Genomic DNA, 13913 nt, shown 5'->3' on the forward strand with positions numbered 1-13913 from the left:
TGGCGCCGGGCTCCTCGTTTTTTTCCTCCTTTTTCCAAACCTACGGGGCCCCCCCCCCCCCCCCCCCCCCCCCGCCCCCCCCCGGGGGGGGGCCCCCCCCGCGGGGCCCCCCCCCACGGCCCTGTCTGCGGTCCCGACCGTCGAAGTCGGGGATCACCCGATCCGTTCGGGCGCCAGTTCTGGGCACTCTCCTAGTCGCCCCGGCCGCACAGTTGGCGGCATCGTGCGGCCGCGGGCGCCGTACCACGGGCCGGGAGGCGACGGATGGGAACGATGGTGCTCGGGGACCTGCTCGACGAGGCGGTGCTGACACTCCAGGGCGCGGTCCAGGCGGATGCGCGCCAGGAGGCGGAGCAACTGGCGGCGCGGGTGCTCGGAGCGGAGCCGGCCGGGCTGGACCCGCAGAGGGAAGTCGACGGCAGGTCGGTACGGCGGCTGCGAGAGCTGGTGGGCAGGAGAGCAGACGGTGTGCCGCTCGGGCACCTCACCGGGCGGGCCGTGTTCGCCGGTCTCGAACTCCTCGTCGGGCCCGGCGTGTTCGTGCCGCGGGTGCACAGTGAGCTCGTGCTGGCAGCCGGCCTGGCGGCCGTCGCGGAGACGGAGGCGCCCACAGTCGTCGACCTGTGCGCCGGCTCCGGCGCGATCGGCCTCGCCCTCGCCCACGCACGGCCGGACGCCCGGGTGCACGCGGTCGAGTTCGACCCCGTCGCCGCGGACTTCGCCCGCCGCAACGCGGCCCTCCGCGCCGCGCTCGGGGATGCCGGGGTGACCGTCCACGAGGGCGAGGCGGCCCGGGCGGACGAACTGACCGGGCTGGCGGCCGAGGCGGACCTGGTCCTCGCGAACCCGCCCTTCATGCCGGACGCGGCCGACGTGCCGGACGAGTTCGGCCGCTACCAGCCCCGCCAGGCCGTGTTCGGCGGCGCCGACGGCCTGCGGGTCGTCCGCCAGGTGGTGGAGGCGGCGGCGGGGCTGCTACGGCCGGGCGGCACGCTGGTGGTCGAGCACGGCCACCTGCACGGCGCGACGGTGCCGGCGCTCCTGCGCGAGTCGGGTCGCTTCGCCGAGGTGTCCTGCCGCCCGGACCACGACGGCTGGCCCCTCTGCTCGGTGGCGGTCCGGACGGCCGCCTCGGGCACCAGGCGGCTTCCAGGGGCCGCTGTCCCCGACACCGACCGAGGCTGAGGCCCGCAGGCACGCCCGGGGCCGGTTCTCCTCCCGAGAACCGGCCCCGGGCGATCCCGAGAGCGACGAAGCGGCCCTGCCCTCGGGTGCGAGGGCGGGGCCGCGAAGCAGGGGCTGAGGCCAGAGGCCGGACCGCGTGGTGCACGGGAAGTCGGATCGGCCGACTTCCTGCGCACAGTCAGGACGGGCGGCGAGGCTCAGCGCGGCGTCAGCGGCCGCCGGAAGCCGACCACCGCCAGCCATGCGCCGACCCCCGCCACCGCCGCGCCGAGCAGCAGCGCCCACACGGCGGTGCCCGTTCCCGGCAGGCCGAGGGCGAGGGCTCGCGTGGAGTCGATGGCGTACGTGAGCGGGTTGACGTGGGCGACGGCGGCCAGCCAGCCCGGGAGGTCGGCGGTCGGGACGTAGGCGCTGGAGGCGAACATCAGCGGGAGCACCGCGATGATCGCGAGGTTCTGGATCGGCTCGGCCCGCCGCAGCCAGGCCGCCGCCGCGATGAACAGCCAGCCGAGGGCCCAGCTCATGAACAGCGTCAGCCCGATGGAGGCCACGACCGCGCCGGCCCCGCCCCTGGGGTTGTAACCGAGTACGAGGATGCCGAGCAGCAGGATGATCACGGCCTGGACGGCGGCGCGCACCAGCGTGGTGAGGCTGCGGGCGACCAGCAGCGAACTCGGCGCGACGGGCAGGCAGCGCAGCCGCGCGACGATGCCGTTCTGCAGGTCCTCGACGAGGCCGACCCCGGACTGGACGGCGGACTGCACGGCGTTGTCGACGAGGACGGCGGGCAGGACGAAGTCCAGGTACGTGACGTCCGGCGGGAAGTGCGGCGGGAGCCCCATCCGGCTGAACACCTGGGAGAGCACCACGAGCGTGATGACGGGCTGGAGCAGGCCGAAGAGCAGCACCGCAGGGTCGGTCACGAGCGCGCGCAGCGACCGGCCGGTGAGGATGCGGACCTGGGTGAGCCGCGAACTGCCGTGCCAGGCGGGCGCGGTGGGCATCGACGTGCGGGGCGGTCGGCCGGTGTCGAGCGTGGTGGTCACCGAGCGGGTCCTTCCGGGCTGACGAGGCGGGCGGGGTGGCCGGGGCGGTCGGCGCGATGTGCGAGGGCGAGGTAGACGTCGTCCAGGCCGGGCTCGCCGAAGGTGAGCTCCGCGGCCTCGATCCCGACCCCGTCGAGCGCCCGGACGACGGCGGCGATGTCGCGGGTGGCCTCGATCGGGACGACGAGGGCGGCGCCCTCGCGGCCGGTGACGGGGGCGAGCCCGGCTCGGCGCAGTGCCTCGGCGGCGCGCTCGCAGTCGCTCCCGGCAGGCCCGTCGAGGACGACGGTGACGGTGCGCCGGCCGACCCGGGCCTTGAGCTCGGCCGGGGTGCCGTGGGCGACGACGCCACCGCCGGAGAGCACGGTGATGGCGTCGGCGAGCCGATCGGCCTCGTCGAGGTACTGGGTGGTGAGCAGGACGGTGGTGCCCTCGGCGACGAGGCCCTCGACGATCTCCCAGAGGCCGAGCCGGCTGACCGGGTCGAGGCCGGTGGTGGGCTCGTCCAGGAACACCACCTCGGGTCGGCCGACCAGGCTCGCGGCGAGGTCGAGGCGGCGGCGCAGGCCGCCGGAGTAGGTCTTGGCGGGCCGGTCGGCGACCTGCCCGAGGTCGAACAGGTCCAGGAGCTCGTCGGCGCGGGTCCGCGCGGCGCGGCGGCCTGCGCCGAGCAGCCCGGCGAGCAGGAGGAGGTTGTCGCGCCCGCTGAGCCGCCCGTCGACCGTGGCGTACTGGCCGGTGAGGCCGATCCTGCGGCGGACCTCGGCGGGACGGCGCCGGACGTCGAACCCGGCGACGCTGGCCCGGCCGGTGGTGGGCGCGAGGGCGGTGGTGAGGACGCCGACGAGGGTGGTCTTGCCGGCGCCGTTGTGGCCGAGCAGGGCGAGCACGCTGCCCCGGGGGACGGCGAGGCTGACCGAGTCGAGGGCGCGGACGGTGCCGAAGGTCATGCCGACGTCGACCGCCTCGATCACGAGGTCGTCGTCGGCCGCGGCGGGCGGGGGCGGGGCGGTACGGGCGGGCATGGTCGGGTCTCCGTACGGGGGATCGGCAGGGGGCTCGCAGGGTTGTCGGCCGAGGGGGTCAGTCGACGGCGTCCATCAGGCGGAAGAGCTCTTCGTCGGTGGCCGTGTCGAGGTCGGGTCCTGGGCCTGGGCGGGCCGGGCCGGCGGGTGCGGCGCAGCGCCGGGCGAGGTCGCGCAGCCGGGTGGCGGTGGCCGGGTCGAGGGCGGTGCCGGCGGCGAGCAGCGCGGCGAGCCGGTCGACCAGGCCGGCGGCGGTGGGCTCCGGTGCGGCTCCCCGGTCGAGCCGGGCGCCGAGGGCGCGGACGACGGCGGCCGGGGAAGGGTGGTCGAAGACGAGGGTCGCGGGGAGGGCGGTGCCGGTGGCGGCGGCGATGCGTTCGCGCAGCTCGACCGCGTTGACGGAGTTGACGCCGAGGTCGGCGAACGCGTCGGCGGCATCGAGGTCTTCGGCGCCGCGCCCGACCACGGCGGCGGTCTCGGTGAGGACGATTTCGAGGAGGAGGGCGTCGTGCTCCTCGGGGCTCGCTGTTGCGAGTCGGTCGTCGAAGAGCGGCACCTCGGCAACGGCTACGGCCGGCGGCGTCGGGGCGGCGGCCGCGAGCCAGTACGTCTGCCGCTGGAACGGGTACGTCGGCAGCGGCACGGGCCGGGCGCCGGGCAGGACGGCGCCCCAGTCCACCGGCACACCGTGCAGGTGGAGGCGACCGGCGGCGGCGAGCAGGGCACGCGTCTCGTGCGCCTGGTCCGCCGAGCCGCTCGCGATGACGGCGGCCGACGGTCCGGCGTCCCCGGCGGCCAGGCACTCACCGAGCATGGGTGCGAGCGCGGCGGAGGGCCCGAGTTCGAGGTAGGCGTCGACGCGCTCCGCCTCCAGCCGCGAGACGGCGTCCCGGAATCGGACCGGCTCCCGGGCCTGCCGCACCCAGTGGCCGGGGTCGCCGGCCTCGACGGCGGTCAGCGGGCGCCCCGTCACGCCGGAGACCAGCGGCACGGCGGGCGCGGCGAACGACAACCCCTCCAGCACGCCGCGGAATTCCGCCAGCATCGGCTCCAGCAGCGGCGAGTGGAAGGCGTGCGACACGCGCAGCCGCGCCGTCCGCCGGCCGGCGAAGTGGGCCTCGATCCCCGCGACGGCGCCCTCAGCGCCCGAGACGACGACGGACGACGGCCCGTTGACGGCCGCGAGCGAGACGAACTCGCCCAGCAGCGGCAGGACTTCGTCCTCCGTCGCCCGGACGGCGAGCATCGCGCCACCGGCCGGGAGGGCCTGCATGAGCCGTCCCCGGGCGGCGACCAGCGTGCACGCGTCCACCAGAGACAGCACCCCGGCCACGTGCGCGGCGGCGATTTCGCCGACCGAGTGCCCGGCCAGCAGGTCGGGGCGCACGCCCCAGGACTCCAACAGCCGGTGGAGCGCGACCTCGTGGGCGAACAGCGCGGGCTGCGCGAACTCCGTCCGGTCGAGCAGCGGTTCGAGATCGTCGTCCCACAGGGCGGAGCGCAGCGGCCGCTTCAGCAGCGGATCCAGGACGCCGCACACCTCGTCCAGGGCGGTCGCGAACTCCGGGAAGGCGGCGGCGAGTTCGCGCCCCATCCCGGGCCGCTGGCAGCCCTGCCCGGCGAAGACGAAGGCGAGCCGCCCGCCGCCGTCGCGCCGACCGGTCGCCGGGGCGACCGGCGAGGGCTCCCCGGTGGCGAACCGCCGCAGCGCATCCGCGAGTTCGGCGCGGCCGGCGCCGACCAGCAGCGCCCGGTGGCCGTGGACGGCCCGGGTGGTGGCCAGCGCGTGCGCGAGGTCCGGCAGGGCGTACGAGGGCTCGGCGGTGAGGTGCTCGGCCAGCCGCCCGGCCTGGGCCCGCAGGGCCGGCTCGCTGCGGGCGGAGAGCACCAGCGGCACCGGACGATCCTCGGAGCCTTCAGGATCCGCGGGTTCCGCGGGAGCCTCCTCCAGCACCACGTGCGCGTTGGTCCCGCTGATCCCGAACGACGACACGCCCGCGCGCCGCGCCCGACCGGCCTCCCGGGGCCACGGCTGCGCCTGCGTCAGCAGTCGGACGGCGCCGGAGGACCAGTCCACCCGGGTGGTCGGCTCGGTGACGTGCAGGGTCCGCGGCAGCAGGCCGTGCCGCAGCGCCTGCACCGTCTTGATCACGCCGGCCACTCCGGCCGCCGCCTGGGCGTGCCCGATGTTCGACTTGACGGACCCGAGCCACAGCGGGCGGTCCGCCGGGCGTGCGGCGCCGTGGACGGCGATCAGCGCCTGCGCCTCGATCGGGTCGCCGAGCGAGGTCCCGGTGCCGTGGGCCTCGACGGCGTCGACGTCGCCGGGGGTGAGCCCCGCGTCGGCCAGTGCGCGGCGGATCACGCGCTGCTGCGCAGGGCCGTTGGGCGCGGTGATGCCGTTCGAGGCGCCGTCCTGGTTGACGGCCGAGCCGCGGACGACGGCGAGCACCGGGTGCCCGTCGCGCCGCGCGTCGCTCAGCCGCTCCAGGACGAGCAGGCCCGCGCCCTCGGACCACGCGGCGCCGTCGGCGTCGTCCGAGAAGGACTTGCAACGGCCGTCGGGGGCCAGGCCGCGCAGCCGGGAGAACTCGACGAACGACCTCGGCGTGGCCATCACCGCGACGCCGCCGGCCAGGGCGAGCGAGGACTCGCCCGAGCGCAACGAGCGGCAGGCGAGGTGGAGGGCGACGAGCGAGGAGGAGCACGCGGAGTCGACGGTGAGCGCCGGGCCCTCCAGGCCGAAGCAGTACGAGATCCGCCCGGCGAGCGCGCTGCCGGCGGTGCCGATCCCGAGGAGTCCCTCCAACTCCGCAGGGGCGCCGGCACCGTAGTCGTGGTACATCGCGCCGGTGAAGACGCCGGTGCGGCTTCCGCGCAGCCCGGTCGGGTCGATGCCGGCGTGCTCCAGCGCCTCCCAGGCGGTCTCCAGGAGCAGCCGCTGCTGCGGGTCGGCGGCCAGGGCCTCGCGCGGGGAGAAGCCGAAGAAGGCGGCGTCGAACCGCCCTGCGCCGTCCAGGAATCCGCCCCGGCGGACGTAGGACGTCCCGGCGTGCTCGGGGTCGTCGTGGAAGAGGCCGTCGAGGTCCCACCCGCGGTCGGCGGGGAAGGCGGAGTCGGTGTGGGTGCCATCGGCGACGAGCGTCCACAGCTCGTCGGGGGAGGAGACCCCACCCGGCAGGCGGCAGGCCATGCCGACGATCGCGACCGGCTCGTCGGAGGCGTCGTACGGGCCCTCGTCCGGTCGGTCCGGCACTGCGCCCGACAGCAGGGACGCGACGGCGGCCGGGGTGGGGTGGTCGAAGCCGAGGCTCACCGGCAGCGGACGGCCGGTCTCCTCCGCCAGCAGGTTGCGCAGCCGGATGGTGCGCACCGAGTCCAGCCCGTACGCGCGGAACGCCGTGTCGGCGCCGATCGCCTCGTCGTCCGGGCCCCGCCCCATCACCTCCGCCGCGCACGAGCGCACGAGGTCCAGCGCGTCGTGGTAGTCGAGCACGGACGGACCGCGGACGGACGCCTCCCGGGCCACGAGTTCCTCCAGCGACCGTCGGTGCAGCTTCCCGGCCGGGGTGCGCGGGAGGTCGTCGACGGTCACCAGTTCCAGCGGCATCTTGTACTCGGCGACCTCCCGCTGACGGAGAAAACCGGTCACGGCCCGCAGCCCGATCGCCGGATCCGCCGCACGGGTGAGCACCAGGCACGGGATCTCGCCGAGCCGCGCGTCCGCCCGCCCGACGACGGCGAGCGGGCCGATGCCCGGCATCGCCGCCAGGAGCTCCTGGACCTCGGTCGCGTCGAACTTCCGCCCGCCCACGTTGATCAGCTCCGCCGCGCGCCCGTGGAAGCGCAACTGCCCGTCCTCCCCGAGGCTCGCCCGGTCGCCCGTGCGCAGCCAGCCGTCCGGCGTGATCGCCGCGCGGGTCAGCTCGGGATCCCGGTAGTAGCCGCGGAACATGCTCGGGCTCCGGTACTGGAGGTCGCCCGCCTCGCCGGGCGGCAGCTCCCGTCCGTCCTCGCCGACGATCCGCACGCGCGCTCCGACCGTGGGCCGGCCCACGCTGCGCACGGCGGTGCCGGCCGGGTCGGCAGCCGAGGTCCGGGTGCCGGTGCCGAGCTCGGACATGCCCCAGACGACCACGAGCTCGCCGCCGAGCGCCGCCCGCACGTCGGCGGCCAGCGCGGCGGGGATCGCCGCCCCGGCGGTGCGCACCTGGTGCGGCCGGAATCCGGCGGGCTTTCCGGTGCGGGCCAGCGCACCGACGATGTCGTGCAGCTGCGCCGGGACGGCGAAGACCGCGCTGGGGGCGGTGCGCCGGGCCAGCGCGAGGAATCGCTCGGGGTCCCAGCCGCGCAGCAGCACCTGCCGGCAAGCCCGGAACAGCGCGGTGTGCAGGGACTGCAGCCCGAAGAGGTGGGTCAGTGGGCAGGCCGTCAGGATCGCGTCGGCGAAGGCCGCGCCGCCTTCCTGGGCGACGGACGCGGTGTTGGACAGCAGCCCGTCGTGGCTGTGCAGGCAGATCTTCGGCCGGGCCGAGGTGGTGCCGGAGGACGGGATGAGGACCAGTGGGTCCTCGGGCCGCACCTCGACGGGGAGCGGTGCGTGGCCCGCCCAGTCGGCCGTCAGCCGGTCCAGCGCGTGGACGTGCGGCGCCCGTGGCAGCTCGTCCGGGTGACCGGCCACCAGCGCCGCCCTCAGGGACGCCACGTGGGCCAGCAGTTCCGGCGCGGTGTCCGCCGCCTCCGGGGGGAGGATGACGGCCACCGGCTCCGACCGGGCCAGCAGCGCGCGCACGTCGGCGGCGCCGTGCCCGGCGTGGACCGGAAGCAGCACCGCACCCACGGTCGCGACGGCGACGTGCGCGGTGTGGTACTCCGGGCAGTTGGGCAGCTGGACGGCGACCACGTCGCCCGGCACGACGCCCAGCTCCTGGAGCGCTCGGGCCAGTGCGGCGACGTCGTCCGCCCACTGGCGCCAGGTCAGCTCCCGATCGCCGTCGACCAGGGCGACGGCCTCCGGCGCGCGGGCCACCGCCGCCGCGAACACCCCCGGCAGGGTGTGGCCGCCCAGCGCGCGGGGGGAACCGGCGACCGGATCGATCGCGTAGTCATCGCTGTGGATGGGCACGTTCACTCCCGAGGACGTTGCTGGGCGGCTGCGGAGGCCGTCCTCAGCCGGAGACGGCGGGGAAAGCCCTGGACGTACGGCGCCGACGCGGGGCGGGCTGCTCCTCCTGCGGGAGCGAGGCGTCGAGCAGGGCGAGCAGCGGGCGGGCCTTGACCACCGTCTCGTCGAACTCGGCCTCGGCGTCCGACAGCGCGATGATCGCGCCGCCGACGCCGTAGCGCAGCCGGCCTCCGCTCAGCACGGCGGTGCGGATCACGATGCTCAGATCGGCGGCGCCGGTGAGCGAGAGGTAGCCGATCGCGCCGGAGTAGACGCCACGCGGTCCGTTCTCCAGCCGGTCGATGATCTGCATGGTGCGCAGCTTGGGTGTGCCCGTCATCGAGCCGCCGGGGAACGCCGACCGGACGCCGTCGACCGCGCTGCACTCGGGGCGCAGCAGGGCCCGTACGGTGCTGACGAGCTGGTGGGCGGTCGCGTAGGTCTCGACGTCGAAGAGCGGGTCGGCGACGACGGAGCCGGTCACGGCGCACCGCCCGAGGTCGTGCCGGACGAGGTCGACGACCATGAGGTTCTCGGCCCGGTCCTTCTCGCTGGTGGCCAGGTCGGCGACCAGCAGGTCGTCCTCCTGCGGGGTGGCGCCGCGCGGCCGGGTGCCCTTGATGGGCTTGGACTCCATCAGGCCGTCCGGGCCGATCCGCAGGAAGCGCTCGGGGGAGGAGCTGAGCACGGCGAGGTCGCCGAAGCCGAGGAAGGCGGCGAACGGGGCCGGACTGATCCGCCGCAGGGCGCGGTAGGCCTGCCAGGGGTCGAGATCGGTGGGGGCGTCGATCATATTGGTGAGGCAGACCTCGTAGGTCTCGCCGGCCGCGATCTCGTCCTGGCACGCGTCGATGAGCTTGAGGTAGGACTCGCGCGGGTGGCGCAGCCGCAGGCCGGTCCGCCCTGCGGGCGAGGAGGGGCCGGGCCGGGTGTGCGAGGGCGGGCCGGTGTGAGGGGCGGGCCCGGTGAGCAGGGCGGCGGTGTCGTCCAGCCAGGCACGGGCGGAGGCCTCCCGGCCGTCCTCGGTGAGGGCGAGCAGGTGCGTGGTGCCGGTGCGGTGGTCGACGACGAGCGCGCGGTCGGCGAACACCATGACGGCGTCCGGGTCGGGTGAGCTGTGGGCGCGTTCGCCGCCGCACTCGGCCTTGAGCTCGTAGCCGAGGTAGCCGACCCAGCCGAGCCCGAAGTCGAACGGCAGCTCGGGCACGTCGACGTCCAACGACTTCAGGTCCTCGTCGAGCCAGCGCAGGAACTCCTCCTCCAGCACCTGTGTGTTGCCGCCGGCCGTCACCGTGACGGTGCCGCTCCGCACGTCGGCGGTGGCGACGCGGGCGAGCGGCCCGCAGGCGTTGCCCATCGCGGAGATCTGCCCGAGCCGGCCGCCCGGGCGGCTGCTGTCGAGCCAGAAGGGGTGGCTGCCGGCGCGGAACACGCGGTCGAAGATGGTCTCGGCGTCCCACTCGGTGTCGAGCCGCCGGGTCCGGACGGCCAGGTGGCGGGTGTCCGGCCGCGGTGCGGCGTCGGCTTCGGGAGAGGTACGGGGGTGCGGTGGGGCGGCGCGGCGCGGGCGGCCGTGCTGTTCGGTGAGGTCGCGGAAGTTCGCGAGCAGCTGTCTGCCCGCCTCGGTGCCGATCGACTCGGGGTGGAACTGCACGCCCCACAGGGGGAGTTCGTGGTGGCGCAGCGCCATCACCACCCCGTCGTCGGTGGCCCAGGCGATCGGTTCGAGGGCAGAGGAGAGGGAGGTGACCGCGAGCGAGTGGTAGCGGACCACCTCCAGCGGGTTGGGCAGGTGGTGGAAGAGCCCGGTGCCGGTGTGCCGAACGTCCGAGGTGCGCCCGTGCCGGGGCTCGGGCGCCCGGCCGACGGTGGCGCCGTGGGCGAGGGCGAGGCCCTGGTGGCCGAGGCAGACGCCGAGGACGGGCAGCCGGCCCTCGCGGGCGATCCCGGCGCAGTGGCCGAAGTCGGCGGGGTTGTGCGGGGTGCCGGGGCCGGGGGAGAGCACGACGTTGTCGAACGCGTCGAGCAGCTCGGGCCGGAAGGACGGGTCGTCGTTGCGGACGACCTCCGGCTCCCGCCCGTTGACCTCGGCGAGGTAGTGGAACAGGTTGTAGGTGAACGAGTCGTAGTTGTCGACCAGGAGAGTGCGCATCAGGGGTCCTTGTCCTGCCGGTGCCACCGGGCGGGGCCGGCGGTTGGTCAGCGGAGCGCGGCGAGTTCGGAGGCGATCTCCCGCAGGACCGCCGTCTGCTGCTCGGCCAGGAAGAAGTGGCCCCCGGGGAGGACCTGGATCCGGAAGGCGCCGGTGGTGTGGTGTTGCCAAGCCCGGGCCTCGGCGAGGGTGGTCCGTGGGTCGGCATCCCCGGTGAGCGCGGTGATCGGGCAGCCGAGGACGCGCTCCGGCCCGCAGGTGTAGCGCTCGATGGCGCGGTAGTCGGCGCGGATCGCGGGCATCGCCATGCGCAGGATCTCATCGTCACCGAGCAGTTGGGTACTGGTGCCGTTGAGCAGCTTGAGCTCGGCGATGACGCCCTCGTCGTCCTGCTGGTGCACGGTCTCGGTCCGGGTGGTGGCCGGCGCCCGGCGGCCGGAGGCGATGACGGCCCGGGGCGCGTGGGTGCCCTTCCGTTCGAGCCGCCACGCGGTCTCGAAGGCGAGGGCGGCGCCCATGCTGTGGCCGAAGAGGACGGTGGGGAGGTCGTCCAGGGTGAGTAGCTCGTCGGTGATCCGGTCGGCGAGAGTGTCGATGTCCTCGACGCAGGGCTCCAGACGGCGGTCCTGCCGCCCCGGGTACTGCAGGGCGATCACCTGGGTGTCGGCGGCGAGGGCCGCGGAGACGGGGTGGTAGAAGCTGGCGGAGCCACCGGCGTGCGGGAAGCACACCAGGCGCACGGGGTGCCCGGCTCCCGGGTGGAAGCGGCGTAGCCAGAGCGTACTCGGCGTGTCGGGACTGGTCACGGGGTCGATCCTCTTTCGGTGCGGGATTCAGTCCCGGTGGACGGTGATGGCGGCGGACGGACAGAGCGTGGCTGCCAACTCGACCGCGTTCGGGTGTGTGGCGGCCGCGTCGGGGTCGATCAGTTCGACCACGCCGTCGTGGTCCTGGTCGAAGACGGCGCCGGCGTTGAGCACGCACTGGCCCGCGCCGACGCAGCGCGCGGTGTCGACGGTGACACGCATGGACATCTCTCCTGGGGCGGTGTCGTGGACAGGGGCTACCAGCGGACCGGCAGCGCGTGCAGGCCGCACAGCACGCCGTCGTACTTGAACGGCAGTTCCTCGGTCGGCGCCGCCAGGTGCAGGCCCGGGATGCGCTCGAAGAGCCTTCGGTAGGCGATCTCCATCTCGATCCGGACCAGGTTCTGTCCCAGGCACTGGTGGACGCCGTAGCCGAAGGCGACGTGGTGGCGCTCGGTCCGGGCCGGGTCGAAGGCGTACGGGCAGGCGAAGGCCTGCTCGTCATGGTTGGCCGCGGCCACCAGCGGCACGATGCCCTCGCCGGCCCGGATCAGCTGGCCGGCGATCTCGATGTCCTCGGTCGCGACCCGCAGGGAGACCAGGTCGGCCACCGAGTGGAAGCGCAGGGTCTCCTCGACGACGCGGTCGTCCCCGATCCACCGGGGGTTGTTCAGCAGGGTCAGCACGCCGAGCGCGATGTTGTTGGCGGTGGTCTCGTGCCCGGCGATCAGCAGCAGCATGAGCACCCCGGACATCTCCCGGGGCTCGATCGCGCCGGTCGCCAGCAGCCGGCTGATCAGGTCGTCACCGGGCCACTTCTGCTTGATGGCGACCAACCGGTTGATGTAGCGGAGCAGTTCGCGCGAGGCGGTGTCGCGCTGCCCGTCGGTGGAGGAGCGGATCGCCACCAGGGTGCGGGTGCGGGACTCGAAGAAGTCCCGGTCGACCGGCGGTACACCGAGCAGGGCCGAGATGACCAGCGAGGGGACGGGCAGGGCGAAGTCGGCGACCAGGTCGCCCTCGTTGCCGCCGGCCAGCATGGCGTCGATGCACCGGTCCACGGTCTGCTCGACCGCGGGCCGCAGCTCCCGGACGCGGCGGACGCTGAACTCGGGGATGAGCGCCTTGCGGAAACGGTCGTGCTCGGGCGAGTCCAGGCCGACGAACCATCCGGGGATCTGCTCCTGGCGGGGCACGCCCATGGTCTGGCTGACGTTGGGGAACCCCGGGTGGTCGGGGTTGGAGCTGATCCTGCGGTCGGTCAGGACGGCCCGGACGTCCTCGTGCCGGGTGACCAGCCACACCCGGTTCCCGTTGGGCAGGTGGCACACCACCAGGCCGCTTTGCTCGCGGTAGTCCTGGTAGCGGGGCGGTGGAAAGGCCTCGCCGGGCCTGCGCAGCGGGAAGTCGACCACCCGCGGTTCGGCGTTCGTCATGTCGTCGGGTCTCCCTCGGGCGTGGTGCGCGGCGTCAGGACGCGCCGTAGAACGCGCGGACCCGCTCGATCACGCGGTCCTGGTCGGCGACGGTCAGAGCGGTGTAGGTGGGCAGGTAGAGGCCGTCGGCGGCGAAGCGGGTCGCGTTGAGGTCGGTCCAGGCCGGGTCGAGGTAGCCGGGCTGGCGGCTCATCGGCTGGAAGAACAGCCGGGTCTCGATGCCTTCCGCGGTCAGGAACTCCCGGAGTTCGCCGCGGCGTTCGGCGCGTAGGTCGTACATCCACAGCACGTCCCGGGGCGGCATCAGGGTGATCCCGGGGACGTCCCTGAGACCCTGGTCGTAGCGTCGCTCGATCTCCTTGCGGGCCGCGAGGAACTCGTCCAGCCGCTCGGTCTGGGCGACGGCGACGGCGGCCTGCATGGCCGTCATGCGGAAGTTGTAGGCGAGCTTCTTGTGCAGGAAGCTGTGGTCGGCGGTGAAGGCCATGGCCCGCAGGTGGGCCAGCTGGCCGGCCAGGCGGGGGTCGTCGGTGAGACAGATGCCGCCTTCGCCGGCTGTGATGATCTTGTTGGCGAACAGCGAGAAACACGCGATGTCGCCGACCGGGCGGATGCCGTGGGCCTCGGAGGAATCCTCCACGACCCGGAGGTTGTACTGATGGGCGATCTCCATGACCGCCGCCATGTCACACCGGCGGCCGTAGACATGCACCGGCATGATCGCCTTGGTGCGCGGGGTGATCCGCTCCTCGATCCGGGTCACGTCGATGTTCAGGTCGTCCGCGCAGTCGACGAAGACCGGGGTGGCGCCGGTGTAGGTCACCGCCCAGGCGCAGGCGATCATGGTGAACTCCGGCACGATGACCTCGTCGCCCGGGCCCACCCCGAGTGCGCGCAGCGCCAGGGTGAGGGCCGCGGTGCCCGAGGAGCAGGCGACACCGTGGGCCGAGCCGTTGTACGCGGCGAAGGCCTCCTCGAAGCGCCGGACGTACGGCCCCTGGGACGAGATCCAGCCGTCGCCGATCGTTCCGGTGACGTATTCCAGCTCCCGCCCGTCGAGGCTCGGCCGGGACACGGGGATGGTGAAGGGCATGGGGTC

General features: G+C 74.6%; 9 protein-coding genes. 1 reads left to right on the plus strand and 8 read right to left on the minus strand.

Annotation, left to right across the window (positions count from 1 at the left end; genetic code table 11):
- Positions 1-264: 264 nt before the first annotated feature.
- Complete coding sequence (locus ACPC54_RS34305; RefSeq protein ID WP_498970372.1) at positions 265-1185, plus strand: N5-glutamine methyltransferase family protein; 921 nt, start codon at positions 265-267, stop codon at positions 1183-1185.
- Positions 1186-1382: 197 nt separating this feature from the next.
- On the opposite strand, the gene ACPC54_RS34310 is transcribed toward ACPC54_RS34305, so the two are convergent.
- Genes ACPC54_RS34310 through ACPC54_RS34345 form a run of 8 tightly spaced genes read right to left on the minus strand, consistent with a single transcriptional unit; the run spans position 1383 to position 13907 of the window.
- Complete coding sequence (locus ACPC54_RS34310; RefSeq protein ID WP_498970373.1) at positions 1383-2231, minus strand: ABC transporter permease; 849 nt, start codon at positions 2229-2231, stop codon at positions 1383-1385.
- The gene (locus ACPC54_RS34315; protein ID WP_498970374.1) at positions 2228-3256 is read right to left on the minus strand and encodes an ATP-binding cassette domain-containing protein; all 1029 of its coding nucleotides are present in this window, start codon (positions 3254-3256) and stop codon (positions 2228-2230) included. The genes ACPC54_RS34310 and ACPC54_RS34315 overlap by 4 nt, the downstream gene beginning before the upstream one ends.
- Before the next feature lie 58 nt (positions 3257-3314).
- A complete protein-coding gene (locus ACPC54_RS34320) occupies positions 3315-8381 on the minus strand; it encodes a type I polyketide synthase (RefSeq protein WP_498970375.1) in 5067 nt (1688 codons plus the stop codon).
- Positions 8382-8424: 43 nt separating this feature from the next.
- Positions 8425-10572, minus strand: a complete 2148-nt coding sequence (gene pabB, locus ACPC54_RS34325) for an aminodeoxychorismate synthase component I (RefSeq protein WP_498970376.1) — start codon at positions 10570-10572, stop codon at positions 8425-8427.
- Positions 10573-10619: 47 nt separating this feature from the next.
- On the minus strand, positions 10620-11378 hold the full coding sequence (locus ACPC54_RS34330; protein ID WP_498970377.1) for a thioesterase II family protein: 759 nt from the start codon (positions 11376-11378) through the stop codon (positions 10620-10622).
- A gap of 27 nt (positions 11379-11405) precedes the next feature.
- Entirely contained in the window at positions 11406-11600 is a 195-nt protein-coding gene (locus ACPC54_RS34335) for a ferredoxin (protein WP_498970378.1), read from the minus strand.
- Positions 11601-11635: 35 nt separating this feature from the next.
- The gene (locus tag ACPC54_RS34340) at positions 11636-12814 is read right to left on the minus strand and encodes a cytochrome P450 (RefSeq protein WP_498970379.1); all 1179 of its coding nucleotides are present in this window, start codon (positions 12812-12814) and stop codon (positions 11636-11638) included.
- A gap of 34 nt (positions 12815-12848) precedes the next feature.
- Complete coding sequence (locus ACPC54_RS34345) at positions 12849-13907, minus strand: DegT/DnrJ/EryC1/StrS family aminotransferase (protein ID WP_498970380.1); 1059 nt, start codon at positions 13905-13907, stop codon at positions 12849-12851.
- Between the last annotated feature and the right edge of the window lie 6 nt (positions 13908-13913).

Source organism: Kitasatospora sp. NPDC094028 (genome assembly GCF_049543595.1).
Lineage (GTDB): Bacteria > Actinomycetota > Actinomycetes > Streptomycetales > Streptomycetaceae > Kitasatospora.

Coding starts and splice junctions, on each gene's coding strand:
- ACPC54_RS34305 (WP_498970372.1), top strand. CDS start 265: ATGGGAACGATGGTGCTCGGGGACCTGCTCGACGAGGCGGTGCTGACA.
- ACPC54_RS34315 (WP_498970374.1), bottom strand. CDS start 3,256: ATGCCCGCCCGTACCGCCCCGCCCCCGCCCGCCGCGGCCGACGACGAC.
- pabB (WP_498970376.1), bottom strand. CDS start 10,572: ATGCGCACTCTCCTGGTCGACAACTACGACTCGTTCACCTACAACCTG.
- ACPC54_RS34335 (WP_498970378.1), bottom strand. CDS start 11,600: ATGCGTGTCACCGTCGACACCGCGCGCTGCGTCGGCGCGGGCCAGTGC.
- ACPC54_RS34340 (WP_498970379.1), bottom strand. CDS start 12,814: ATGACGAACGCCGAACCGCGGGTGGTCGACTTCCCGCTGCGCAGGCCC.
- ACPC54_RS34345 (WP_498970380.1), bottom strand. CDS start 13,907: ATGCCCTTCACCATCCCCGTGTCCCGGCCGAGCCTCGACGGGCGGGAG.